The 23,557-nt window shown below is 39.7% G+C and carries 36 protein-coding genes; all 36 read left to right on the top strand.

The features are described from left to right. Positions 1-19 precede the first annotated feature (19 nt). The 36 genes from HNQ80_RS21210 to HNQ80_RS21035 all read left to right on the top strand — a co-directional run bounded on the left by HNQ80_RS21210 (position 20) and on the right by HNQ80_RS21035 (position 23,556). Positions 20-658, top strand: coding sequence for a hypothetical protein (locus HNQ80_RS21210; protein WP_184312699.1), 639 nt, complete (start codon positions 20-22; stop codon positions 656-658). Between the two features lie 11 nt (positions 659-669). Continuing rightward, positions 670-807: a hypothetical protein gene (locus HNQ80_RS21205; protein ID WP_184312698.1), complete on the top strand. Its 138-nt coding sequence runs from the start codon at positions 670-672 to the stop codon at positions 805-807. 36 nt (positions 808-843) lie between these two features. Beyond that, positions 844-1,224, top strand: a complete 381-nt coding sequence (locus HNQ80_RS21200) for a Cas9 inhibitor AcrIIA9 family protein (protein WP_184312697.1) — start codon at positions 844-846, stop codon at positions 1,222-1,224. 11 nt (positions 1,225-1,235) lie between these two features. Continuing rightward, a complete protein-coding gene (locus tag HNQ80_RS21195; RefSeq protein WP_184312696.1) occupies positions 1,236-2,801 on the top strand; it encodes a PcfJ domain-containing protein in 1,566 nt (521 codons plus the stop codon). Positions 2,802-2,818: 17 nt separating this feature from the next. Then, positions 2,819-3,859: a DUF3102 domain-containing protein gene (locus HNQ80_RS21190; protein ID WP_207727140.1), complete on the top strand. Its 1,041-nt coding sequence runs from the start codon at positions 2,819-2,821 to the stop codon at positions 3,857-3,859. A gap of 5 nt (positions 3,860-3,864) precedes the next feature. After that, positions 3,865-4,047: a hypothetical protein gene (locus HNQ80_RS21185; protein ID WP_184312695.1), complete on the top strand. Its 183-nt coding sequence runs from the start codon at positions 3,865-3,867 to the stop codon at positions 4,045-4,047. Positions 4,048-4,078: 31 nt separating this feature from the next. Next, a complete protein-coding gene (locus HNQ80_RS21180) occupies positions 4,079-4,504 on the top strand; it encodes a YopX family protein (RefSeq protein ID WP_184312694.1) in 426 nt (141 codons plus the stop codon). Positions 4,505-4,533: 29 nt separating this feature from the next. After that, the gene (locus tag HNQ80_RS21175) at positions 4,534-4,893 is read left to right on the top strand and encodes a YopX family protein (RefSeq protein ID WP_184312693.1); all 360 of its coding nucleotides are present in this window, start codon (positions 4,534-4,536) and stop codon (positions 4,891-4,893) included. Between the two features lie 31 nt (positions 4,894-4,924). After that, entirely contained in the window at positions 4,925-5,116 is a 192-nt protein-coding gene (locus tag HNQ80_RS21170; RefSeq protein ID WP_184312692.1) for a hypothetical protein, read from the top strand. Between the two features lie 19 nt (positions 5,117-5,135). Continuing rightward, positions 5,136-5,279: a Com family DNA-binding transcriptional regulator gene (locus tag HNQ80_RS26735; protein ID WP_184312691.1), complete on the top strand. Its 144-nt coding sequence runs from the start codon at positions 5,136-5,138 to the stop codon at positions 5,277-5,279. A gap of 26 nt (positions 5,280-5,305) precedes the next feature. Beyond that, positions 5,306-5,803 (top strand): hypothetical protein, encoded by a 498-nt coding sequence (locus HNQ80_RS21160; protein ID WP_207727139.1) that lies wholly within the window; start codon positions 5,306-5,308, stop codon positions 5,801-5,803. A 214-nt stretch (positions 5,804-6,017) separates the two neighbouring features. Continuing rightward, positions 6,018-6,230: a hypothetical protein gene (locus HNQ80_RS21155; protein ID WP_184312689.1), complete on the top strand. Its 213-nt coding sequence runs from the start codon at positions 6,018-6,020 to the stop codon at positions 6,228-6,230. Between the two features lie 9 nt (positions 6,231-6,239). Beyond that, positions 6,240-6,851: a tyrosine-type recombinase/integrase gene (locus HNQ80_RS21150; protein WP_184312688.1), complete on the top strand. Its 612-nt coding sequence runs from the start codon at positions 6,240-6,242 to the stop codon at positions 6,849-6,851. A gap of 349 nt (positions 6,852-7,200) precedes the next feature. After that, a complete protein-coding gene (gene terS, locus HNQ80_RS21145) occupies positions 7,201-7,980 on the top strand; it encodes a phage terminase small subunit (protein ID WP_184312687.1) in 780 nt (259 codons plus the stop codon). Between the two features lies 1 nt (position 7,981). After that, a complete protein-coding gene (locus HNQ80_RS21140) occupies positions 7,982-8,680 on the top strand; it encodes an HNH endonuclease (protein ID WP_184312686.1) in 699 nt (232 codons plus the stop codon). Positions 8,681-8,783: 103 nt separating this feature from the next. Further along, the gene (locus tag HNQ80_RS21135) at positions 8,784-9,110 is read left to right on the top strand and encodes a hypothetical protein (protein WP_184312685.1); all 327 of its coding nucleotides are present in this window, start codon (positions 8,784-8,786) and stop codon (positions 9,108-9,110) included. Next, complete coding sequence (locus HNQ80_RS21130; protein WP_243183474.1) at positions 9,107-10,828, top strand: terminase large subunit; 1,722 nt, start codon at positions 9,107-9,109, stop codon at positions 10,826-10,828. The genes HNQ80_RS21135 and HNQ80_RS21130 overlap by 4 nt, the downstream gene beginning before the upstream one ends. 5 nt (positions 10,829-10,833) lie before the next feature. Beyond that, entirely contained in the window at positions 10,834-11,007 is a 174-nt protein-coding gene (locus tag HNQ80_RS21125) for a hypothetical protein (protein ID WP_184312684.1), read from the top strand. A gap of 3 nt (positions 11,008-11,010) precedes the next feature. Then, the gene (locus HNQ80_RS21120) at positions 11,011-12,258 is read left to right on the top strand and encodes a phage portal protein (RefSeq protein ID WP_184312683.1); all 1,248 of its coding nucleotides are present in this window, start codon (positions 11,011-11,013) and stop codon (positions 12,256-12,258) included. Continuing rightward, the gene (locus HNQ80_RS21115; RefSeq protein WP_184312682.1) at positions 12,251-12,901 is read left to right on the top strand and encodes an HK97 family phage prohead protease; all 651 of its coding nucleotides are present in this window, start codon (positions 12,251-12,253) and stop codon (positions 12,899-12,901) included. Before HNQ80_RS21120 ends, HNQ80_RS21115 begins: the two co-directional genes overlap by 8 nt. An 11-nt stretch (positions 12,902-12,912) precedes the next feature. Beyond that, positions 12,913-14,184: a phage major capsid protein gene (locus HNQ80_RS21110; protein ID WP_184312681.1), complete on the top strand. Its 1,272-nt coding sequence runs from the start codon at positions 12,913-12,915 to the stop codon at positions 14,182-14,184. A gap of 71 nt (positions 14,185-14,255) precedes the next feature. Next, positions 14,256-14,546 carry a head-tail connector protein gene (locus HNQ80_RS21105; RefSeq protein ID WP_184312680.1) on the top strand — a complete coding sequence of 97 codons (291 nt, stop codon included), beginning with the start codon at positions 14,256-14,258 and terminating at the stop codon, positions 14,544-14,546. Further along, positions 14,543-14,872: a phage head closure protein gene (locus HNQ80_RS21100; protein ID WP_184312679.1), complete on the top strand. Its 330-nt coding sequence runs from the start codon at positions 14,543-14,545 to the stop codon at positions 14,870-14,872. The genes HNQ80_RS21105 and HNQ80_RS21100 overlap by 4 nt, the downstream gene beginning before the upstream one ends. 8 nt (positions 14,873-14,880) lie before the next feature. Continuing rightward, a complete protein-coding gene (locus HNQ80_RS21095; RefSeq protein ID WP_184312678.1) occupies positions 14,881-15,300 on the top strand; it encodes an HK97 gp10 family phage protein in 420 nt (139 codons plus the stop codon). Between the two features lie 12 nt (positions 15,301-15,312). Beyond that, the gene (locus HNQ80_RS21090) at positions 15,313-15,747 is read left to right on the top strand and encodes a phage tail terminator family protein (protein ID WP_184312677.1); all 435 of its coding nucleotides are present in this window, start codon (positions 15,313-15,315) and stop codon (positions 15,745-15,747) included. A 14-nt stretch (positions 15,748-15,761) separates the two neighbouring features. Beyond that, the gene (locus HNQ80_RS21085; protein ID WP_207727138.1) at positions 15,762-16,841 is read left to right on the top strand and encodes a phage tail sheath C-terminal domain-containing protein; all 1,080 of its coding nucleotides are present in this window, start codon (positions 15,762-15,764) and stop codon (positions 16,839-16,841) included. Between the two features lie 15 nt (positions 16,842-16,856). Beyond that, entirely contained in the window at positions 16,857-17,285 is a 429-nt protein-coding gene (locus tag HNQ80_RS21080; RefSeq protein ID WP_184312676.1) for a phage tail tube protein, read from the top strand. Between the two features lie 19 nt (positions 17,286-17,304). Beyond that, positions 17,305-17,703, top strand: coding sequence for a hypothetical protein (locus HNQ80_RS21075; protein WP_184312675.1), 399 nt, complete (start codon positions 17,305-17,307; stop codon positions 17,701-17,703). Positions 17,704-17,726: 23 nt separating this feature from the next. Further along, entirely contained in the window at positions 17,727-17,882 is a 156-nt protein-coding gene (locus HNQ80_RS21070; RefSeq protein WP_184312674.1) for a hypothetical protein, read from the top strand. A gap of 44 nt (positions 17,883-17,926) precedes the next feature. After that, on the top strand, positions 17,927-19,711 hold the full coding sequence (locus HNQ80_RS21065; RefSeq protein WP_184312673.1) for a hypothetical protein: 1,785 nt from the start codon (positions 17,927-17,929) through the stop codon (positions 19,709-19,711). 12 nt (positions 19,712-19,723) lie between these two features. Next, positions 19,724-20,137, top strand: a complete 414-nt coding sequence (locus HNQ80_RS21060) for a phage portal protein (protein ID WP_184312672.1) — start codon at positions 19,724-19,726, stop codon at positions 20,135-20,137. Further along, entirely contained in the window at positions 20,138-21,124 is a 987-nt protein-coding gene (locus tag HNQ80_RS21055; RefSeq protein ID WP_184312671.1) for an XkdQ/YqbQ family protein, read from the top strand. After that, positions 21,124-21,507 carry a DUF2577 domain-containing protein gene (locus HNQ80_RS21050; protein ID WP_184312670.1) on the top strand — a complete coding sequence of 128 codons (384 nt, stop codon included), beginning with the start codon at positions 21,124-21,126 and terminating at the stop codon, positions 21,505-21,507. The genes HNQ80_RS21055 and HNQ80_RS21050 overlap by 1 nt, the downstream gene beginning before the upstream one ends. Before the next feature lies 1 nt (position 21,508). Next, positions 21,509-21,958 (top strand): DUF2634 domain-containing protein, encoded by a 450-nt coding sequence (locus HNQ80_RS21045; RefSeq protein ID WP_184312669.1) that lies wholly within the window; start codon positions 21,509-21,511, stop codon positions 21,956-21,958. Next, positions 21,951-23,015 (top strand): baseplate J/gp47 family protein, encoded by a 1,065-nt coding sequence (locus HNQ80_RS21040; RefSeq protein WP_184312668.1) that lies wholly within the window; start codon positions 21,951-21,953, stop codon positions 23,013-23,015. The genes HNQ80_RS21045 and HNQ80_RS21040 overlap by 8 nt, the downstream gene beginning before the upstream one ends. Further along, positions 23,008-23,556 (top strand): putative phage tail protein, encoded by a 549-nt coding sequence (locus tag HNQ80_RS21035; protein ID WP_184312667.1) that lies wholly within the window; start codon positions 23,008-23,010, stop codon positions 23,554-23,556. Before HNQ80_RS21040 ends, HNQ80_RS21035 begins: the two co-directional genes overlap by 8 nt. Position 23,557: the final 1 nt, after the last annotated feature.

Here is a 23,557-nt window from a genome sequence, read left to right as displayed (position 1 = left end):
TTTATAAAGGAGGTCAATCATGAGTTTTGCATGTTGCTCATCATACAAACAATGCAGCAGGGAAGGTATGTGCGTCAGCAAGCATGAACATCGAGAAGAATGTGATTATCAAAAGAAACTAGCAAAGGGTTTAAATTTCTTTAAAGGCAAAGAACTGTATTTTGAAATTGATGGCAGAATGTTTCATGTTGGCAAGAGGGGTGATTATCACAGGGACACCCGATCATTGAATCAGCAGGAGAGAGAAACATTCAAACAACAATTCAAAGAGGGCAGTATTATATGGCAGGAGAGAATGCTGATTGAGAAATGCATAGACGAGAAGGTAAGTGATACAGATCGGGCTGTATGTCGTGTGTTTCTCTCCACTGAGAAAGAGAAATACAACATTCACAACTATAATGGCAGAGCATTGACGGAGAAAACAGCATTTATGATCAGAGATTTTTTTAGAAATCATGACATAGGAGCTGCCGTAGAGTATGTGGGGTCGAAGGCCTCCAAGACAGTGGTCAAGTCGGAAGCACCACAAGTGAAGGCAGATCAGAAGATACCAGAAACTAGAAAGAAAGCCGAAGTTCGGATTGATCCTAAAGCTGAGCCGATTATTGGAAAGCAGATATCCTTTGATGACTTTCTGGCTAGCATGGTGTGTTAGGAGGCAGGAGGATGAAGAAAGATTGGGAGTTCATAAGGCATATGCAAAAGTGCAGTAAGCTTCAGAAAAAAGGTGAAGCGTATTACTGCAGCTTCACTAAGAAAGCATGCAGTAAGGAAGGATGCCATTTCTATAATGGCAGCAACTAGGTAAGTAAGCTACATTAACGAAGGAGGAAGCAAATCATGTTAGAAAAAGCAATTTCCAAGTTAAGAACTGAGATGGGTCAAAACAACGCAAACCCTTATATACAGGTAGTTGGACAATTCTTATTAAGTCACCTGGAATCAAATCCGGATACAGCTGAGAAGATTATGAATAGCGAAAAGACCATTGCAAAGAGCTTGAGCGAAATGGAGAAGGAAGCTAAAAAGAAGAAGGTTGGAAACTGTGCAGTGTTGACGGATCAAGAAGGATTTGGTATTGTTCTAAAATATTTTGGAATCGAGGGACAGGTGGTTAATAGGCCTATAGAAATTAAAGCGGTTGAGGCAAATATGGCTGAACCGACAGCGAAAAAGGCCACTACAGATTTTGATGTCAAGCTTGAAGACTTCTTAGTGTAGGGGGTGCCAGTATGCCAGAGCTATCAAAACAGGAAGCTGAAAAATACTTAGCTCACTTTCCTAGGAAGGTAAGTCAGGAGCTAGTAGATTATGCAACCAACGAAGTGTTTAAGAAAAGCCGGTACATATTTACCAAAAGAATAAAGAAACAACAGTATGGGTATTGCACTCACTGCAATAGAGAGTTTAAGACTACAGGATTTAAACATAATGAGAAGGTAACATGTCCAATGTGCAATAGCGACTGCATAGTGAAAGCCAGTGGACGCGGACGGGGAAAGATGATTGACAAGGGATACTTTGTTTTCTATGAAAAGTCGGTAATTGATCCAAAGGTGATAGTGGCTAGGGGAATATACGCAGTCAGAGATTATCGCAGCAGCTATGAGTACGTAGAGACACAGTTTACTGAGGATGTATGGTATGTATTTGACATGAAAAACGGTTCGGTTATGTTTAGAGAATGTACCTGGTGGGGTAGCTGGGTTCATGGCAAACGGGGATATGAGCGTCTAAAGTCGGTATATTGCTACTTTAGCAAACACAATCAATCTGATATTGGTTACCTTGGATATTCTAGGAAGAGCATTAAAGCAGCTGTGAAAGACACACCATTCAGCTGGAGCGGATGGCAAGCATATAATCATAATGATATGGTCAAATTCTTTGACTTATATACAAGATATCCAGCAATTGAATATATAACAAAGCTAGGATTTACAAAGTTGATTGAGGCTAAACTTGAAGATGGTCTCACCTATGGGGCAGTAAACTGGAGAGGAAAAAACTTATTTAAGGTACTAAAGCTCACGAAGCAAGAAGTAAATGAAATTAAGGCTAACGAAATGGAACTAACTTTTGAAAATCTGAAATTGATTCAAATGGCAAAAAAACAAGAGGGTTCAAGCTTTTCTATATCTCAGATTTGTGATATCGACTTGCTACATGGCTACTACCTAAAGGAACTTGAAAAGCTTTTAGATTATGGCACAGTAGGAAAGATCATTAGCTATGTAAGTAAGCAAAAGAAAAAATGCAAGCAGTACTATTCTGTAGGAGATGCTTTGGTCCATTGGAGAGATTATATTGCAGATTGTATCAAGCTTGAAATGGATATTAAAAGTGAGTCTGTTATATACCCAAAGGATTTGTATAACGCTCATCAGAATACCATCCGGCAAATCAAGATAAAAGCAGATGAAAAACTCAATGTCAAGATAGCCAAGAGAATGAAAAACTTGAATAAATATTGCTTTGAATATAATGGGTTGATGATCCGGCCAGCAGCAAGCTCCATCGAGCTTATCGATGAAGGGAAGGCTCTCAATCATTGCGTTGGAAGATACGCAGACAAATATGCCAAAGGGGAAACAGACCTTTGTGTAATACGCAGTATCTCTGAGCCGGACAAGCCATACTTTACTGCAGAAATATGCAAAGGCAAGATCATCCAGGTAAGAGGTCGACACAACTGCAGTCCTACAAAAGATGTAGCAGACTTTATTGAGGCATTTAAATCAGAGAAGCTGCAGACAAAGAAAAACAAGGATAAAGCTAAGGCCAAAATACCTGCATAAACGAAGGAGGAAAGCTTATGAATTCAGTGGTTGAGCAGAGAGTGAATTTATCGATAGATAGGACCCCAGAGCTTATAGCAGCGGAGATCAACAGCATAAAAAATCAAACCAAGAAAATGGTCCTCTATAACAGTATTGAAATTGGCAGAAGACTCACCGAAGCGAAAGCCATGGTTGCCCATGGTGAATGGGGAGAGTGGTTGGAAAAGTCAGTTGATTATTCAAAGAGTACTGCTAATAACTTAATGCGGATATTTGAGGAGTATGGCGCCGATCAAATCACACTGTTAGAGAGTAATTCAAAATTCCAAGCGCTTGGAAATTTGAGCTACACCCAAGCGGTTGCCCTGCTAGGAGTACCTGAAGAGGAGAGAGAGCAGTTTGTTGTAGAGCATGATCTTGATAGGTTATCAACCAGAGAGCTTCAAAAGGTCATCAAGGAAAGAGAAGAAGCATTGAAAATTGCAAATGAGAAGGCAGAAGAGGCCAGAAAACTTCTCGATGAAAAGGAAAAGATTGAAGCAGAACACAGAACGACGGAAAGAGTTCTCAGAGAAACCCAAAATGATGTTAAAGCATTGCAGGAAGCCTTGAAAAATGAGAGGGAGAAGTCAAAACTTGAAATAGAGAAACTGCAATCATCCATGGCAGAGCAGCAACGAAAGTTAGAAGAGGCTCAGGACTCAGGGGATGATGAAGAAGTTACAAGACTTCAAGCATCCTTGAAAGAACTAGAAAAAGAGTTAGATAGGTCGAATGAAAAGATCCTAGAACTCGAGCGCCAGATTAAAGAGAAGCCGATCGAGGTAAATGCTGAAACAATTGTTGAGAAGATTCCTGAGGAAATAGAAAAGGAACTCCAGGAGCTGCGCGAAAAGGTGAACCAGAAGGCCGGAAATAGTGAGCCAGTAGTGAAGTTTTCAATATACTTCTCTGAGCTGGTCAGCAAGTTTAAGGATTTACTGGGAGCATTGGAGGAGATCCAAGAGCCTGAGTCCAAAGAGAAATATAAAAATGCGGTTCTAGGGCTGGTAAATAAGATGGCAGAAAGGTTGTAGGGAGTATGAATGTACTATGGAATAATGAAATGGATCTTTGCATCGGTCTCATGACAGAAATGGACCGAGACGAATTTGCCAGAGACGTTTTAGAAAGTCATAAAATGCTTACAGGAGAGTCTATACGGCCTGAGGATGGAGAAGTATCGGTGGTGGATCATATAATCTGGAAGTTTCAACTTAAGTGAATTGAGATTTAGTGAGATTGGAGGTTGTGGAATGAGAGAGTTCAAGTTTCGAGCATGGGACAAGGAAAGAGAATGTTGGTATAAACCTATACACGAAGCATATAAAGGCAACTTATTTGAATTATTAGTTGGATTTGAAGGTGATTTGTTTGCTCATACAATGTGTGGAACAGAGCATGAATCGTTATGGCCTGGTAGGTTTGAATTAATGCAATATACTGGGCTCAAAGACTCACAAGGGGTTGAAATATACGAAGGAGATATTGTAGAACTATATAGTGATGAAATAGGTTCAGATATTCCTGAAAATTTCAAAGGAGTAGTCACTTACTCAGGAAGCGGATTTCATGTATTCAGTGAAGAATCTTGTGTAGGGTTTGAATTGTGGCAGGAAATTGCACGATGGAGAATCATAGGTAACATATACGAGAATCAAGACCGAATTCAATTAGATTGAATCATGTTTTAGCAAGAAAGGGTGGGAATATGAAGAGAGAAATTAAGTTTAGGGTATTTGTTGAAAGTCCAGAACCTTGGATGGCTGAGGTAAAAATGTTGGATTTTACTAGAAAAGAAATTGCTGTAGACCAAACTGGAGAGATCATTAAATCAGATAATATTCACCTTATGCAATATATAGGGACAAAAGACAAAAACGGAAAAGAAGTTTATGAGGGAGATATCCTTAGGGACGATAAAGGAATGGAATATGAGATTGTATGGGGATACGACCTGCTTTGGATTGCTAAAACAAAAGAAATTCATGGAAATTGTTATTGCCCTGTCGGCGTATCAAAAAGAGCAGAAGTTATTGGCAATATCTACGAAGGGGTAATTAATCGCTAAATTCACATTGAATGAAGGGGGATGCGGTGAAGTGGATCTCTCCAAAGATGAGATAGAGAAACAAATGATGAGATTATTGAAACTTGCAATTGATGAAGCTCATAAAAAAGGTCGGTTGGGCTCTCTTTCGGTGAAGGTGGAAGTCACGCCAAAGGGGCTTAAAATGGACTACACAACTAGCAATGACAGAAAAGAATATATTTTAGGGAGAGAAGCAGTCTAGAGTGAGGACGGTGGGAAGGATGACGGAAATTAGGTGCATTGACTGTAAAAAAGTATTGGGGAAGATCCCAGAAGGGACACAGGTAGAAATAGAAATAAAATGTCCCAAGTGTAAGACTACACATACATATAAATTCGAGGCTCAAGAAGCCCAGGTAAATTAAACCTGGGTTTTTATTTTTTAGGTGAGGTGAGTGAAATGGTGAGAGGAATAAAGGTTAAATCAAAGTTTTATAAAATGGCCGTGAGCTGCGTAGAGAGCATTACGCTTATACAGTCTCACATTGAAGGCCTGAAAGAAGAATTGGAGATTATTTATTTAGAGGATGGGATGGCAGCAATTACATATGACAAAGAAAGTACCAGTGAAACATATAAGATAAGTCAACCCACAGAGAGTATAGCGATCCAATGCATTGGGAAAAGAGAATTGGTAGAGAAACAAATCAAGATATATGAAAGTAAACTTTCGAGAATAAACAATGCTATTGAAAAACTTCAAAGTGAGGAAAAGAAAATAATTAGGGCCAGATATATCGAGGGTAAGCAATGGTATGTAATTGCATATGAGGCAGCTTACTCAGAGAGATGGTGCAAGAGTATCAGATCAGCTGCTATATCAAATTTGGCTATAGCTCTATATGGGAAGGGCGCTATAGAAAACCATGATTTTCTGGATGCAATATAGGAGTTCCCTTTTACTTCCCTTTTTGTTCCTTTTTATGCCAAAAATATCGTGGTATTATGTTACCATAGATAATTCAGTCAATAGCAGGGAGTATATACTCACGTGCATATGGTCTATGCTATTGAAAAGGAAAGCCCTTTCGATCCGAAAGCTAGGATGCTAGCAGGAAAGATAGGGCTTTTGCTATTCACATTATTAGAAAGGTGGTTGTGTCATGGAAAGATATGCTTGCAGAGTAAAGATTAAAGGTAGTCAGATTGTGTGTGCTTCATCTGTTCAATGTACAGACTGCCTGGATAAAAATAAATGTGAAGAAATGGATATTTTTATTGATGGCAAATACCAAGGGGTAGAGTCTTGTATGTCTCATGATAGGTTTAAGAGAGATAAGGGCAAGGTAAAGCAAACCGGATGGGGAAGCAGGTGATATGGTGAGATGGCTAAAAAGAAACCTGCAAATCCCATAAAGGAGAAGGAAGCGGTCCTAGATATTCAGGATTATTTAAAGTTAAAGTGTGAAAGAAATTATATGCTCTTTGTTATCGGGATAGCTACAGGTTACAGAGCTGGGGATCTGGTGAAGTTGAAGGTAAGAGATATAAAAGGAGCATTAGAAAACGGATACTTTGAGATCCTGGAAGGCAAGAAAGCGAATAGTAAAAACATCAGGAAAGAAAACATAAAGCCAAGGATTGTAAAAGTGATTCATAATCTAGAAGTACTGCTCAGAAAGTATATCAAGAACAAAAAAGATTATGAGTACCTATTTACTTCGAGAAAAGGTAAAAACAAGCACATTACAGTTGACCAAGTAACCAGGATATTGAAGGATGCTGGGGATGAGTTTGGACTTAAAAATATTACGGCTCACTCCATGAGAAAGACCTATGCATATTCTATCTATGAGCAGAGCGGATATAACATTACGCTGGTCAAAGATATGTTAGGACATAGAAGCATTGAGGAAACAAGACGGTATATTGGACTTGATAAAGAAACCTATGATAAGTACAGTGATTCTCTTAATAGTTTGATAAGGGTGTCATGAGTACTTTATTATTTTTGGAGTCGAATGTCGGATTTTTTACTATGTCTGCATTGGGTGGCAAAAAATCGATGCTATATAAAGTAAGAAAAATTTTATTTGAATGTAGGATTCCATATACAAACCCTGCGTTCATTTTTAGCCCAAAAAAAGGGGTCAATCTATTGAAACATAAAGCCTAGAAAGGTGTACTGCTTAAAAAGGCTAAAAGTAAAAAAGTTATTACTGGGGTTTTAGGGATGATGTTTTCGAAAAAAACGGTTCAACTAAATCTTTGAAATTATTTAAAATTAAAAATCTATAAAGATTTAGACCCTAGAAAAAAGCCCTAGTTATTGCATCAGGAGGTATTATGAGTAGAGCCAGAAGCCCGAACAGAGAAAAAGCCTTTGAAATATATAGAGAACACCAAGGAAAAATAACGAGCAAAGAAATAGCTAATATGCTTGGTGAAAAAGAGAAAAACATTGAGTATTGGAGAAATGTAGATGACTGGAAAGGAAGGTATAAACCTCAAGGGGGAGCTCCAAAAGGAAATACTAATGCTGTTGGACACAAAGGGGTGACACCGTTGGAGAATCAAAATGCCAGGACTTACGGGTGGTATTCAAAATATCTTCCAACAGAGGTAAGAAATCTCATTAAAGAGGCAGAGGAAGCTGGTGGATCACCGCTGGACATCCAATGGGCAATGATTATGACTAAATGGATTAATATTCTTAGGTCACAGAAAATCATGTATGTCAAAGATGAAAATGATAAATCAAAAGAACTTAAGAAATTTAAAAGCCAGCAAGATCTGAAAGGGTCAAAAGATAACAAGGTACTTGTAGAAACATATAGGGAAGAAGAATACGAGATTCAGCAAGCTTGGGACAGACAGGCAAACCTATTAAACTCTCAATCTAGAGCAATGGCTACTCTATCAAAGCTTATAAAGGATTACAATGAGATGCTTCATGCAAATTGGGATATTGCGACAGAAGAACAAAAGTTAAGGGTTGAGCGATTAAAGGCACAGATACAAAATCCAGAGTTGCAGCATAGAAAAGAACACGATGCCAAGAAGCTGCAACTGGATCGAGAGCGTTTTGAACATACAAAGAAAATGGATGAGTCAAAGGTGTGGTGATATGGCGAAGTATGCGGTACTGAAAAGTTTTTATGCTTCTGAGAAATGGATTAACTTTCGATTGTTTATGATCAACGAAAGGATGAAGCGAGATAAAAAAATTATATGTGAGCATTGTTCTAAAGAGATTGAAAGACCTAAGGACATAACAATACACCATATCGAAGAATTAACACCAGAGAATGTTCATGACGTTATGATTTCTCTTAATCCTAAGAATGTGATGCTTGTACATCATGAATGCCACAATAAGATACACAATCGTTTTGGGCATAAGCCAGCACGAAATGTTTATATCGTCTTTGGTGCGCCAATGGCTGGGAAGAAGACATATGTTAAGGAGAATATGAGCCGTGGAGATATAGTTGTTGATATGGATAATCTCTATAGTGCTGTATCGTTTCTACCTTACTATGATAAACCTGACAACCTATTCAACAACGTTATCAACATTCATAATGCATTGATAGATAATATCAAGACACGATATGGAAAGTGGAATAACGCCTGGGTGATTGGTGGTTATACAGATAAATATAAGCGTGAGAAGTTGGCGGATGATCTGGGGGCTGAGATTATTTTCTGTGATGTGAGTCGAGATGAATGCATCAGACGGCTTGAACTAGATCAAGAGAGAATGTATAGGAAAGATGAGTGGTTGAAGTACATCAATAAATGGTTTGATGAGTATGTTGCATAGCCCCCCATGATGAAAAAAATAGGGACTATCGCCAGACCGTATAAGGGTACACGGGAAGGACACACACCAAAAAAATTGAAATTCGTTGGAGGTTTTCAGAAAAATGCTAAAACAGGATGTATATAAGGCAGAATGTGAGAAATTAGCCGAAATCTTTCAAGAGGTGGAGTCTTCTAAAAGAAGATTGGTTGAGGGACTCATAGAAGATGCTGCATTCTTGAAAGCCGAAAATTTTGTGCTAAAACAGTCTCTAGAAAATACTGGCATGGTTAAGATTCATCCCCAACATCCAGATTTGCAAAAACCCATCGAAGCTGGAAAGCAGTACCTTAAGAATCTAAATAGTTATGCCATCGTTATAAAAACACTAAACGGCATACTACAGAAAAACGCAATCGAAGAAGATGACGAATTAGGTGAGTTTGAATGATGACAGAATATAACGGGGTCCACTCCTTTCTTTTAGAGTATATTGGTAAATGCAAAAGCGGTGAGATCATCGTCGGCCGAGAATTAGTGCAAATGTTGGATGTGCTGTTGACTCATTTTGATAATCCAGATATCCAAATTGATTTTGAAGATGCCCACAAGCGGATCAAATTTATCGAAACAAAGTGCAAACATTATGAAGCTCCTTTTGCCGGGAAGCCGTTTATTTTGGAGCTGTTTCAAAAGGCGTTCATCGAGGCGTTTTATAGCTTCAAGATTTATGATGAAGAGGTTGGACGATGGATAAGGCTTTATCAAGACTTTTTATATTTAGTCGGAAGAAAAAATGGGAAAACGCCGTTAATATCAGCCATGGATTTGGCTGAATTTTTTTGCGGTCCTTTAGGCATAAAAATACTGTGTGCCAGCAATGACTATGAGCAGGCTGATTTGATGTTTCAAGCCATCAATGCCATGAGGGAAGAAAGTCCGGCGCTTGATAAAGTAACTAGAAAGAATATCAAGGGTATATTCTTTGGCAATCCCAAAAAGCGAAAAGCAAAAGGGAAATTCTCCTATAAAAATAAGGGTAGCATCCGAAAAATATCGGCAAAGACTGGAGCAAAAGAGGGAAGAAACATTGGCGTCGGATCAGTCGACGAGGTTCACGAGCTGAAAGACAATTCATCCATCATGCCAATTCGGCAGGCTCTATCTACTCAGGATGAACCAATCTATGGTGAACTCACAACCGAGGGAATGGTCAATGATGGCTATCTCGATGAAAGATTAAAAGATGCAAGAAAGGTTTTAAATGGAGAACTTGATCGTCCTAGGTGGTTAATATGGCTCTATACCCAAGACAGCGAGGCAGAAATATGGCAAGATGAAAAAACATGGCCTAAAAGCAACCCAGGTTTAGGAGCTATAAAAAAATGGAGCTTTTTACGACAGATGATCGAAGAAGCCAAGACAAGCAAGGCCACAAGGGCCTTCGTATTATCAAAGGACTTCAATATCAAGCAAAACAATGCTCAAGCATGGTTGATGCCTGAGGATATTATAAATCCAGAAATTTTTGAGATTGAAGAGTTTAGAAATTGCTTTGCGATTGGATCTGTTGACTTGTCTAAATCGGGTGACTTAGCTTGCGCAAGGGCAACACTGATGAAAAAAGGAAGCCAGAAAAAATATACTTTGCAGAAATACTTCATTCCGGCCTCAAAGTTGCTTACTCTTTCAAAAGATGAAAGGGCTATGTATGAGGATTGGATCAAACAGGGGCTTATTGAAGTATCACCTGGGAATGAAAATGATTTTAGGCTCGTAACGGCTTGGTTTGTAAAGCTGTACAAAGAATATGGTATTAGATTCTATAAAATTGGCTATGACAAGTGGTCTGCTACTTATTGGGTAAAAGAAATGGAGGAGATCGGCTTTGACTGTGTAAGAGTAAATCAAGACTTCGGCAGCATGTCGGAGCCGATGAAGCTTGTAGAGGCAGATTTGAAGTCGAATATGATTAACTATAATGATAATCCAATAGATAAATATTGTCTTGAAAATACGGCTCTAAATATCAATTCAAAGGCGGAGATCATGCCAGTTAAGGTCCAAGGCAAAGAGAATAAGAAGATTGACGGCGCTGTTACCATGATCATTGGCTATAAGATTTACATAGACAACAGGACTGAATTTCTTGATCTAGTAGGGAGGTGATGGATTTGTTTAAAAAGATAAAGGCCTTTTTTATGAATTACGTGGATGATATGTCACTGATTTTAGGGTTTACGTCCGTATCCGTTGGGGTGTTCAAGATATATGTTCCGGCAGGCTTCATCGTTTTGGGCATTTGCTTTATGGCACTTGCTTATTTTATTGCGAAAAGAAGGTGGTAATCGATGCTCTTACAAAATTTCTTTAAAGATAAAGAGGCTAGTCGGCAGATGCAATATGCTAAATTTCTTGACGGGTATAGCCCCATATTTAGCCAGTTTGGTCAAAACATCTATGCCTCCGATGTGGTACAGATGTGCATCGATGTAATTGCCACGGAATGCAGTAAGCTACAGCCGAAACATATTCGAATTGATAACACTGGAATGCGAGTAAATGTAAAAAGCAGCCTTAACAGGCTGTTTAAATTTTCTCCAAATCCACTGATGACCACAAGAGACTTTATAGAGAAGATAATTTGGCTATTGTACATGAATTATAATGCTTTTATCTATCCCATGTACGAAATAAAACCAGATGGAAGAGGGGGGCAGTATAGAGAATATACATCTTTCTACCCTCTGAATCCGACCCAAGTAACCTTTTTACAGGATGCATCAGGAATGTTATTTGTAGAAATGGCATTTTCAAACGGGGATAAATTCACATTGCCTTATGCGGATGTTATTCACCTGAGAAAAAAGTTTTCTGTGAATGATATCATGGGTGGAGGTATGAACGGTCAGCCGGATAACCAGGCATTATTGAAAGTCCTTAAAATCAACGATAGCGTATTGCAGGGCTTGGAAAAAGCCATAAAAACCAGTTTGTCCATTCGTGGGATTCTCAAAATTCAAAGTATGTTTGATGGTGAGGAACAGAAGGCAGAGAGAGCACGATTTGAAGAAGCAATCGAAACTGGAAGGACTGGAATACTCCCAATGGATGTAAAAGGGGAATATGTGCCTATCCAAGTTGACCCAAAATTAATAGATAAAAGCACTTTGGAGTTCTTACAAGGTAAGGTTCTCAATTATTATGGGGTCTCGGTGCCTATCTTAAGTGGTGATTTTAACGATGAACAATATCAAGCCTTTTATGAAAAGACTCTGGAGCCCATTATCATCTCATTAGGCCAAGCATTTTCAAAAACACTGTTTACGCAGCGTGAAATTGACTTTGGCAATGAGATTTTTTTCTATCCACAGAAATTGTTGTTTACCAATACCAAGAATAAAATAGCTGTTGCCGATATATTGGGTAATCGAGGGGCATTAACAAACAATGAACTCCTTGAGCTCTTTGGCTACTCCCCTTATGTTGGCGGAGATATAAGAAATATGAGTTTGAATTATATCGATGTTTCTCTAGCCAATGAATACCAGATGCAACGGGCTAGAAGGCGGAAAAGGGAGGTTGATCCAGATGAATAATAAGCCCATCCAGAAGGATGAAATTGAAAAACGTAGTTTTGGGGTATCTGAATTCCGAGCCATTGATGAAGAGAATGTAATTGAAGGGTATGCTGCTGTTTATGGGCAAAGGACGAATATATCCAACTACTTCTATGAGGTGATTGAAAGAGGAGCTTTCGACGGAGCAGATTTAGACGATGTTTTATTCAGTGTGAATCATGACCTTAAGAAAATCCCAATTGCCAGGAGTAGGCGGAACAACGGGAATTCTACTATGCAGCTAACACCAGATGACAAAGGTTTATTTATTCGGGCAAAGCCAGATTTAGAAAATAATATGGAATCCAAAAGTCTATATAGCTCAATCAAAAGAGGAGACATCGATGGGATGTCTTTTATTTTTAGGGTTGGAGAAGAAAGATGGACTGATTTAGATACTGAAATGCCCACAAGACACATCATTAAATTTAAAAGAGTACTGGAAGTAAGCGCGGTAAGTATGCCTTATTATCCAGGTACTAATATAAATGCTCGAGATCAAGCTGCATTGGATAATGCGGCAGCGGTATTGGAGAATGCCAGATCAAAAGGGTTGGATAACCATACAGATGAGCAATTAGAAGTCTTAAGATTAAAAACACAAATTTTGATGAAAGGTTAAGGTGAAAATTCATGAAAAAGAGACTATTAAAATTACTTCAAACAAAAGAGGCAAGAAAAACGGATCTTGGCACAAGATCGGCAGCAACAAATGATATAGGAGAATTAAGAGGAATTAATTCCGAACTAGATACTTTGAATGCTGAAATTGCTGAACTAAGGAGCATGATAGATGCCCTACCAGATGAACCAGATGAGCAGCCTGAGCAAAGAGGCAATGAGCTACATGGTACTGAACTTAGGGGAACTCCTAACGGGTCCGTAAATATTCTAGGGACATATGGAATTGGCGGAAAAGGAAATGAACAGCGGAGCCTAGACCGATTTGACACAGTGGAATACAGATCCGCTTTCCAAGAGTATGTAACAACAGGAAAAAAATCTGACAATTTAGAGTTTAGAGCTGATGCCGTAACCGGTACTGGAGATATTGGAGTAGTCATTCCAACAACGATTCTTAATAGAATTGTGGAGAAGATGAAAGACTACGGTCATATTTGGGCTAGAGTTACTAAAACAGGCATCCAGGGAGGCGTAGAAATTCCTGTTTCAAATGCGAAACCTACCGCAACATGGGTTGCAGCTGGCACAATGGCGGATAAGAAAAAGAAAGCAGTATCAGGAAAGATTTCATTCTCCTACCACAAGTTGCAAGTACGAGTTGCTGTTGAATTGGTTGCCGGAACTGTGGCAATGCCTGTTTTTGAGCAAACCGTATCAGATAATATCTATGAGGCCATGATTACGGCTCTTGAAGAAGCCATTATCTCTGGGACTGGAGAAGGTCAGCCATTAGGTATCACGGTAGATACGAATATTCCAGCTGCTCAAATACTAGAAATTGCCGTTGAAGACATGGGAAAGTATGATACTTGGACAGGAATTTTCGGGAAGTTACCTAGAAAATATAGAAGTAGAGCGATACTCATCTTAAATGATGCCGACTGGAATCAATATATTGTGGGCATGACAGATGTCAATGGGCAGCCAATAGCCAGAGTAACCTATGGATTAGATGGAACACAACAAGAAAGATTCCTTGGAAAAGAGGTGCTGCCTGTTGAGGATTATCTCCCATCGATTTCAGACGCATTGGAGGGCGATATCTTCGGGATTGTTTGTAATTTGAGCGATTACATGGTTAACTCAAATATGCAGATGACCTTCAAACGATATTTTGATGAGGATAAGGACGAGTGGATTAGTAAATCTACTATGATTTGTGATGGTAAGCTGGCAGATCGAAACGGTGTGGTGCTGCTTAAGAAGAAAGCATCCGCTTAGAATAAGAATATTATTAGGGAGTAGGGGCTAATTTAGCCCCTTTTACAATACCCTTATAGGTGGTGAAAAGCTTGGACGAGTTAGAGGAATTAAAAGAATGGCTTCGGATCGATGGGGAAGAAGATGACAACATGATACAATCTCTCCAGCTTTCCAGTAAGCTGCTGATTAAGCAATTTACAGGTGCAAAAAGAGAAGATGTTGAAGGAAATTCAGAAGCCTTGGAGTTGTATAAGCTTGTTCAAAGGCTTATCGTAACGGATTTGTACGAGAATAGGGCCGGATCTAACAAGATGAGTCCTGTTTTGATCAGTTTATGTACTCAGTTAGGAGCCTATAAACTCCAAGGAGGTACTGTATGAATCCAGGGGAATTAAACAAAAGAATCGAAGTATGGGGCAAAGAAGTGTTTAAGAATGAGCTCAAAGAGACAGATTATAGACCTAAAAAGCTAAAGACTATTTGGTGCAAGATTGTTCCACAGACAGGGAGCCTACAGAAGCAGCAGACAGAAACAAAACTGAGCAATACAACCCATAAGGTCATTGTAAGATATAATGCCGGAAAAGATATCGAGCAGGATATGTATTTGATGTTTAAAGGGAGAAGATTCGATATTAAATTCATCCTAAACCCTTATGAAGCTAATGAAAAGCTTGAAATATTCTGCGAAGAACTCATCGAGTAGGTGATGGCATGGCAGAGTCTTTCGATATTAAAGAGTTAGATCAATTTGCCAATGATATTTTAAATCTAGCAGAGAAGAAGATGCCGAAAGAGGTTAAGAAGTTCCTGACAAAAGAAGGGGCAAAATTAAACCGAAAGGTTAAAAAAAAGGCCCAATCCAAGGTTAAGAAAAAAACAGGGAACTACATGAAAGGCTTTAAAAAAGGGAAACCGTATAAATACAAAGGTGACGAATGGGCCCTTCGGGTATACAATGGAGCTCCCCATGCTCACTTGATCGAGCATGGTCATGCGGTTGTCAGAGATGGAAAAGAAATTGGGTTTGCTAAGGGTAAAAAAGTCCTGGAAGAATCGGCAAAAGAGTTCGAAGGTGAGTTTTACCAAGATGTGGATAAACTTGTGGATGAAATGCTAGATAAGGGACTATAGGAAGGTGATAGGATGGTCACTTTAAAAGATATTACAGCGGCGGTGAATACCAAAATAGAGGAGAACTTTCCTGAAATTAAAATTGAGACGAGGGATATTACAGAAGGTTTTGACAGACCTTCTTTTTTTACGGACATTGATTATGCTCGTAAAGGGTCCTTTATGGATAGCGCAGTGGAAAGATCTATGACAGTAAGGATTCACTATTTCGCCAGCAATAGAAATAAGCATCGTTTGGAGCTGTTGGATGTACAGGAAAAGCTGGAGGATATGTTTTTTCAGACCCTTGAAATTAAAGATCAGTTTATCGTACATATCAACGAAACAAACGTTGAAAAGCTAGAGGGTGGAATCATAGAATTTAGCTTTGATATCAACTATATCGAAGAATTAGAAATCGAGGACCCGTCTGAGCTGATGGATGGAATAGAAGTAAGTATAAGATGAAAGGGTGATAATGAATGCCTATAGGATTGCCTAAAATTGAAATTATCTTCAAGCAAAAGGCCGTGACGGCAGTTCAAAGAAGCACAAAGGGCGTCGTAGTACTGATTTTGAAAGACAGTACGGGCAGCTTTGACTTAAAAGAATATAAGTCAATTGATAAAATCGAAGCCGCAGATTGGACAGCGGATAATCTAAAGTACATCAATGATGCTTTTCTTGGGACTCCAGCGAAGGTTATTGCGGTAAGCGTGGCCACCACAACTACAGATTTAATTGCCGATGCTGTTGAAAAGCTGGCTAACAAGAAATTTAACTGGATTTGTGTCCCTGGTGGATCGTCGACTGACCAACAAGCCCTTGCTACATGGGTAAAAGGACAGAATACCAACAATGGAAAGACCTATAAAGCCCTGGTATTTAATGCAACGGTTGCCGATGACATGCACATCGTAAACTTTACGAATACAAACGTGAAGCCAAAGGATGCTGATGAAATTACTGGGGACAAATATCTTGCAAGGCTTGCCGGAATATTTGCAGGGCTGCCCATGACCATGAGTGCCACATATTATGTGCTGCAAGACCTGGAGAGCGTCACAGAGCCGGAGGATGTGGAAGCAGCTATTAATGATGGAGAACTTGTGCTGATCAATGATGATGAAGAGGTCAAGATTGCGAGGGCTGTGAACAGTCTTGTAACCCTTACGACGGATCAGACGGAGGATATGAAGAAGATCATCATCGTAGAGTCCATGGACATGATTCTGGAAGATATTCGAAGTACCTTTAAGGATTTTTATGTAGGTAAGTATAAAAACAACTATGATAATCAGGTACTTTTTATCAGTGCCATTAATTCATACTTTAAAACCCTTGCCGGAGAAGATATTTTGGATATCAACTACAGCAATAAGGCTTTTGTAGATGTGGAAACCCAGCGTAATGCATGGCTAAGTATCGGCAAAGTTGAAGCAGAGACATGGGATGAGTTAGCGGTAAAGAATAACACCTTTAGGAGTAATGTATATCTTGGTGGAAACATTAAGATTTTAGATGCCATGGAAGACTTGAAGTTTAACATTACCATGTTATAGAAAGAGGTGAAATAGATGGCTAAATTAAAAGCAAACAGAGTGATTAATGGGACCTTCGGAAGTATTTGGGTCAATAGTGAAAAATGGGCAGAGGTTAAATCCTTTGAATTGAAAGTACAAGGGCAGTATGAGGATGTAAACTTCTGTGAGGAACTTGGAAAGCATCGAAAGTACATGGGTTTTGAAGGCACTGGAACCATGACACTTCAAAAGGTTTACGACAGAGGGGCCAAATTGTTGGCAGAGGCTTTTAAATCTGGAGAAATGCCGGACGTAAAGATTGTTGGGAAGCTTGCTGACCCTGCCGCCTTTGGGCATACCCGAGTGGAGGTTACAGAGGTTACCTTCGATGAGTTTACGCTCCTAAAGTTCGAGAACAAAGCCTTGGGCGAAGAGGAATTGCCTTTCCAATTTGCCGACTATGATTTAATCGATGCTATCTAAGGAAGAGAGGGATTGAAAGATGAGTAAGAAAACGGATAAGCTTAAGAAATTGACACTAACGGACCTGATCGCAAAGAAGGAGCAAAAGGATAAGGCAAAATTGGCCTTTAAGGATATTTATGTGAACAGCCTTGGAGGAGCTATTGTAGCGCAGCGGCCTAGTGATGAGGTGATCCTAGAGACTATCGATTTAATGGGTAACAATGACAGCGCGAAGGAAATCGTAGCTGCATTTAAACATCTAATCTATACCAGTATTCCTGTTCTAAAAGAACCATCACTACAAGAGGCATATGGATGCACTGAACCCGATGAAATAGTCATGAAACTGTTTGATATTGGAGAGGTGTTAGAAGTAGGAGCTGCTATCATGGAGATGGCAGGGGTAAAGGACATTGGTGAAACCATAAAAAACTAATTGAGACAGATTGGGAGTTCGAGATGTATGCTTTCTATCTTCCAAGGGGGCACGACCTGGATAAACTCATTAATCTGTCCTATATAGACAAGATCATGTATAAGAAGTCCATGGAGAAGTTTTACAAGGACGAGGCTGAAAAATATGGAGCCATATTTGGAAAGGGTGACGGAAATTAAAGGTTGCCCTTTTTTTATTTTTATAAAGAAAGTGAGGTGAGAAAATGGCAAAGAAGGTCATACAAACGATTCTAAATCTAAAGGATCAGTTTAGTAACAAAATCGATAAATCAACCAAGAATATCAAGCAAATGCAAAGGCAGGTTAAGCATGTTGACAATCAGATAAAAAGTTTTAAAAACAATGCGGTTGGTAGTTTTGGCGCCGTGGCAAAGTCTATAGGTGGGTTTGCGGTTGGATTTGCAGGGCTAAAGGGGATAGGAGATACAATAGGAGCTGCTTTTTCAGAGGCTACCAACATGGAAGGATTTAAAGGCCAACTTGAAACAGCGACAAAGGATGCTAAAAAAGCAGGACAAATCATGTCCTGGAGTATCAAGCTTGCCAATAAGACCCCCTTTGAGACTGGTCAAATGGTGGAGGCCAGCGCAAGGCTAGAGGCCATGGGCTTGTCAGCACAAAAATATCTTCCAATGATCGGAGATATGGCAGGGGCAACCAATAAAGACTTGATACAGGCGGTAGAAGCAATCATTGATAGTCAAACTGGCGAATTAGAAAGATTAAAGGAATTCGGTATCAAGAAAGCTGATATCGTACAGTATGCCTATGAAAAGATGGGCAAGATTCAAGTCGTGAATAATAAGGGCCAAATTACCCACCAAGAAAAATTCAATGAAGCATTAATGGAATTGATGAATGAAAAGTTTAAGGGCGGTATGGATAAGCTTGCAGGAACCACAAAGGGACTATGGTCCACCGTCACAGGCATAACCAAATCCGCTTTGGCTGGAATCGTAGGTATCACAGACGAAGGGGTTATAAAGCAAGGCAGTGCCATGGATATGCTAAAGGGCAGAATCAAGACTGTGGCTGATACCCTTGTTAAATGGCAGGAAAGCGGCGTTTTTGATAAGATCAGCGTCAAGTTAACGAAAGGAATCAATCGGATCATTACTGGATTTGTTGGTATAAAAAGCAGAATACAGGCTGTCATTGACTTTATCCATAGCCAGTATGGCTTTATTGACTTTAAGGCTATTTTCTTGACTGGTTTTGGTGCTGCAATACAGATGCTCAAGTCTTTGGTTAAGATAATCGATGGTATAGGAGCCCATGTAAAGCAGAATTGGGGGATTTATGAGCCTATCATTGCCGCAGCCATCGGCTTGTTTATTGCTTTCAAAGCCAAGGCTTTAGCCGTGAGCGCTGGGATATACGCCATAGGAAAGGCCCTACAAGTATTTAACTTTATAAAGAAGATCGTAGGCATGATGAATCCCTGGTCATTGGCTCTTATGGCTATCATCGCCATAGGGGTATTGGTATGGAGGAATTGGGATAACATCAAAGCCAAGGCATTGGAACTGTATACGAATGTAACTGATACATTTACCCGGATCAAGGAAACAATCGTAGGGGCTTTCACTTCCGTAGGCAGCAGCATTAAGGGTGTTATTAATGATATGATCGATAAATTGAACGGTCTTATTGAAGGATTCAACGGCCTAGCATCCTTTAAGGCTCCCGGCTGGCTTGGAGGTAAAACCATAGGGATTAAAATACCAAAGATACCGAAGTTTGCCATGGGTACATCCTATTTTAAAGGCGGATTGGCTCAGACCGATGAACGAGGTGGAGAGATCAAGAGATACCCAAGCGGAACGACGATTATCCCGGCTGATAAAAGCGAGAAGATCCTAGACGCTTCGGATGGTATAAGCCTGCAGATCATCATCCAAGGCAATGTAATTGGAAATGAAGAATATGCAAATTACTTGGCGAATTTCATTATTAGAAAAATAAAAGCGGCATTAGGTAATAGGTAGGTGATGAAATAAATGGACATTGTGTTTTCTGCTAATAACTTTGAAGAATCTATTAAACTCCCTGTCGTTCCACCAAGCTTAGAGATAAGCCAACCGAGGAAGAATGAAGAGTTTGAAACCATACAGATGGGGACCTTAAATTTATTAGGGCTAAAAGGGTTGAGGACGTTGTCTATTCAATCCTTTTTCCCTATGAGGAACTATCCATTCATAAAAGACAAGAGAAACGGATGGGACTACGTGAATTTCTTCAATAAGTGGTCAGATAAAAGGGTGCCGATTCGAATTATTATCACGGATAAAGCAGGAAAAGAAGTGTTGAATATGCCATGCACAGTGGAGAATTTCACATATGGGTTGGATCGAATAGGAGACATTCAATACACCCTGGAGATTAAAGAATTTCGATTTGTTGAGGTGAGGTAAATGGCTCATCAATTATTCGTATATAAGAACAATCAACCGAAGAATATCACTGAGCTAGTCGGGAATCTATCCTGGTCAAGTAACATTGATAGCCTTGGAGTGGAACTAAGCTTTGATTATGCCTATAACGATAGTCAGTATTTCCAAAATGCAGATATACTTGTCCTAGGAGATCATATCATTCTAATTAACGATGGGAAAGAGCTCCATCGATTCGTTATTGTCAGTCAAGAGCCAAATGAAAGGTTTGGAAAGAAATTTACATGTTTTGATTATGCATGGTACTTGAACAAAAATGAAACAGTGATTCAGTTCAATAAAATTAGTGCCAGTGATGCCATAAAAAAGCTGCTGGATCGATTTGAAATCAAGCATAGCATTGCCCCAATATCTACTTCAATCACGAAGATATATAAGGATCAGCCAGTCAGCGATATTCTAAAGGATATTCTAGAGCAGGTAACCAATGAGACTGGGCTTAAGTACCGAATGGAAATGAGAATTGATACCTTGCATATTGAGAAGCAGTTTGATTTACTTATTAATCCTATGGCACGATTGAGCAGCAATACGGCCCCTTTTCCTGTAACAGCTGCCATTAGTAGGCCAAGCAGAAAAACGAGCATAGAAGAGATGAAAAACAAGGTTATCGTGGTATCCGATGACGAAAAATCAACGAAAATCCTTGCATCCATACAGGATGATGTCAATATTGGGAAGTATGGGAGCATGCAGGAAGTCATCATCGTTGACAAAAAGAACGAGGCCCAAGCCAGAAATATTGCGAAAAACAATCTTTCAGAGTTGAATCGAGTACAAGAAGACGTAAGCTTAGAGTTGCTTGGGCATGATGAGATCCGGGCAGGAAGAATTTTAGAATTTAATGAAACGACAACTGGAATCGTTGGGAGATATGTGATCAAATCAGACAATCACACAGTAAGCAACGGTATTCATAAGGTTAGTGTGACGTTAGGGGTGGAGTAATGGAGAGTTGGGATGTAGAATTTGCTGGAATGTTCAAAGAAAGAAATAACAAGGTTTATACTGGCCCTCAGGTTGGAGTCGTACTTTCACCGCCACCCAATACACGGGTGAGACTTGGAGATGAGATCATCTTAACCATGGATCATCTGATTATTGCAGCCCATGTATTGAGCGGATACAAACGGGAATTTTCAAGCACGAGCAGCGGTGATATTGTGACGAAAACGCCGCCGCCGGAAACGTACGATACCTATACAGTCCTGGAGTCGCTAGATCATGATGGCGAGATAACGTTGAAGGATACGTTAAAGATCGGGGACCAGGTAATTTTGATTCCTGCATCCACGGATCAAACCTACTTTTTAATAGATAAGGTGGGATAGAATGGCTATATTTCCACAGTTCAATATAGATACAAGCAATACTCTGCCAAGTAATAGCAATGTAAAAGAGTTAGGCAGAGTATTTTTATTTGACTTTAATGAAAAGAAATTCGTTCTAAACGATGGGAAGATGGTTGAGGCTACTTATGAACAGAAAATTAAAATGTGGGTAGAGCAATTGATTAGAACAGAGTTTGAAAAATTTGAGATATATAAAGATACAGATTTTGGCCTTGAGATCATTAAGTTTATAGGACGCAGGGATATTCCTGTGGGGGTGATTAATTCAGAGGTTAAGAGGCAGATATCGGAAAAAATTATCATGCATCCCCACATTGAGGGCATTGAAAATTTTGCCACTGAAAGAAAGAATAATCAGATCATCATAAGCTTTGACGTATTATTGATCAATGAAAATTCCTTGCCAATGGAGGTGACAATGAATGTTTGAAGATAAAACACGGGATAGCATCCATGATGAGCTCCTGGCAAATATCGATAGTTCATACGATAAAACCCAAGGTTATCCCATATGGGATATATTAAGATCTTTTGCAATCGAGGGAGAAAAGATATATCAAAGCATGAATCTATTGGCAGAGAAAGTTGACGTGGATAAATTAACCGGTAGTGAGCTGGAGAGATTTGTCTCCCAACGAAAAGGAATCACCAGGAAGCAAGCTACCAAGGCGAAGGGCCAATTAACAGTTAGCGGCAATGGGACGGTTAACATCGGGGATTTATTCGAAACCCCAAGCGGTATTCAGTTCAGAGCCATAGAAACCAAGGTGATTTCAAATACTGGAATCGTAAATATTGAGGCCCTAGTGGCCGGAGATGTTGGGAATGTACCAGCAAATCAAATCACCCAAATGCCTGTAACCTTATCGGGGATTACCTCTGTAAACAATGGAGGGGCTACCCATGACGGTTATGAGGCTGAGACAGATACCAGCCTTAGGGAGAGGTATTATCAGGCCCTTAAAACTCCGGCTACATCCGGCAACAAGTGGCACTATTTACAGTGGGCCAAAGAAATTCCAGGGGTTGGAGATGCCAAGGTGTTTCCATTAGACCGAGGAGATAATACCGTGGAGATCGTCATCATTGACAGCAATAAGCACCCTGCCAGCGCGGATCTAGTGACAAGCGTACAGAATTATATAGATCCATCTTCATTAGGCAAAGGGGAAGGGACTGCGCCCATAGGTGCCTATTGCTATGTGAGTTCCGCCATAGCAAAGCCTATAGATATTAGCCTGTCGGTTACGCTGCTTTCTGGCTATGGATTGGAAGAGGTACAGGCGAATATTGAAAATGCAGTAGATAGGTACCTTAAAGAGATTGCATTCAAGAGGGATTTCATATCCTATGCAAAGCTTGGAAGCGTGATTTTGGATAGTGAAGGTGTAGAGGACTATAGTGATTTGGTTGTGAATGGACAGTCGGATAACATTCCAATAGGAGTCAAGGAAGTTGCCATCTTAGGTGGTGTTAACATTGACTAAGGATGAACTAATTAAACATTTGCACAAAATTGTGCGTCAGGATCCTGTGGTAAATGAGATCATGAAGGCTGCTGGGGGTGACTTTGATTCTATCAAGGATACATTGCAAGATTTATACAAGCAGTATTTTATTGATACCGCAACCTGGGGCCTTGATATATGGGAAAAACAACTAGGCATTAAGATTGATTACAGCAGATCCTTAGCCAATAGGAGAAGCTTGATCAAGGCAAAGCTCCGGGGAGAGGGCAAGATCGATGCCGAAAAAATAAAAAGTGTAGTCGATGCATGGACCAATGGGAATGTAGATGTGGAGCTCTCCAGTGGCAAGATCAAGGTGACATTTAACGATGTGTTAGGGATCCCTGACGAAATAGAAGTGGTAAAGGCAACGCTAGAAGATATCAAGCCTGCCCATTTAGCTTTACTATTCTATTTTATTTATCTAACATGGGATCAATTCGATGCATACAACAAGACCTGGGATGAGTGGGATGCATTGAATTTGACATGGGATCAAAGAGAAACTTATCAGGAATAGA

This window comes from Anaerosolibacter carboniphilus, from assembly GCF_014205875.1.
Taxonomy (GTDB): domain Bacteria; phylum Bacillota; class Clostridia; order Peptostreptococcales; family Thermotaleaceae; genus Anaerosolibacter; species Anaerosolibacter carboniphilus.
Note: the sequence above shows the minus strand (reverse complement) of the source record. Positions and strands in the feature narration are given on the sequence as shown.